Origin of the sequence: Clostridium hominis, from assembly GCF_014287825.1 — a bacterium.
GTDB classification, from domain to species: Bacteria; Bacillota; Clostridia; order Clostridiales; family Clostridiaceae; genus Clostridium; species Clostridium hominis.
The window spans coordinates 1-1,242 of record NZ_JACOOO010000051.1; the positions used below are offsets into that span (position 1 = coordinate 1).

The following is a 1,242-nucleotide window of genomic DNA, read 5'->3' on the forward strand; positions in this document are numbered from 1 at the left end:
ATCTAGTGATGATGGCGTAGAGGAAACACTCCTTCCCATTCCGAACAGGAAAGTTAAGCTCTACAGCGCCAATGGTACTGCACGGGAGACTGTGTGGGAGAGTAGGACGTTGCTAGGTTATATGGGGGTATAGCTCAGTTGGGAGAGCACTTGCCTTGCACGCAAGGGGTCAAGGGTTCGACTCCCTTTACCTCCACCATAAAAAGCTATGGTACTCATAGCTTTTTATTTTTAAAATAATAGACTTAAGGCCCCTTGGTCAAGCGGTCAAGACACCACCCTTTCACGGTGGTAACAGGGGTTCGATTCCCCTAGGGGTCACCATACTTAAGGTAGTAGGAATTTTTCTTACTACCTTTTTTAATTTTATAATGATATTATTTAATTAAATTGTAAGCTTATATAATAGTAGAAATTTAAAAACATAAGAAATAAGAAAGCAAAATTAATGCTATGATATTAAAAAAAACAAATAAACTGGTGAAGGATCGATTAAGATATGAAAAGATAAAAGTATATATAAGTGAAATTTTAAATTAATACATATCTTTAGGTAAAAGAGATATATATATAATTAAGATATTAAATATAAAATATATAAAGTCAGAATTAATTATTTTATTTTGTAAATTTATTAACTTTGGTTTAATACATTAAATTTACATATTATATATTAAGATAAAAAGTATAAATTCTATCTAATTTATACTTTTTAATTTTATCTTTATAAGAGGAAAAGTATTTAAACACTTTAACCAAAAGACAATAATAAGCTTAAAAGTAATAACCACCTATCCTAGCGTGTCAATAATCGAAAATAAGAGAAAATAAGAGAAAAATAGAGAAATAAAAGAATAAATTTAATAAATTAATAGAAGATTACTGAAGAAGAATTAAATAGATGTTATTATAAATCTCGTCGCTGAGGTCAACAGCTACAAAAACTTAAAAAAAGTTTTAAAAAAGTGTTGACAGTTGAAAGACGAAGTGATAAGATAAAGAAGTCGCTTGAAGCGATACATAATATGGTCTTTGAAAATTGAACAGAATATAGTTAAAATAAATCCAGCAATTCTTTTGAGAGTTTTTAAAATATTTAAAGACTCAAAGTAATTTGAGCAACAGATTAAACTTTTTATTGAGAGTTTGATCCTGGCTCAGGACGAACGCTGGCGGCATGCCTAACACATGCAAGTCGAGCGAGTTGATCTCTTCGGAGTGAAGCTAGCGGCGGACGGGTGA

Annotated in this window: 2 tRNA genes and 2 rRNA genes; all 4 read left to right on the forward strand. The window is 30.9% G+C overall.

The features are described from left to right. The first annotated feature begins 1 nt into the window (after position 1). Positions 2-118: ribosomal RNA gene (gene rrf / locus H8S20_RS19825) — 5S ribosomal RNA — on the forward strand. A gap of 5 nt (positions 119-123) precedes the next feature. Then, a tRNA-Ala gene (locus tag H8S20_RS19830) sits at positions 124-199 on the forward strand. 50 nt (positions 200-249) lie between these two features. Further along, a tRNA-Glu gene (locus H8S20_RS19835) sits at positions 250-324 on the forward strand. Between the two features lie 810 nt (positions 325-1,134). After that, positions 1,135-1,242, forward strand: a 16S ribosomal RNA gene (locus H8S20_RS19840); the annotation flags it as partial.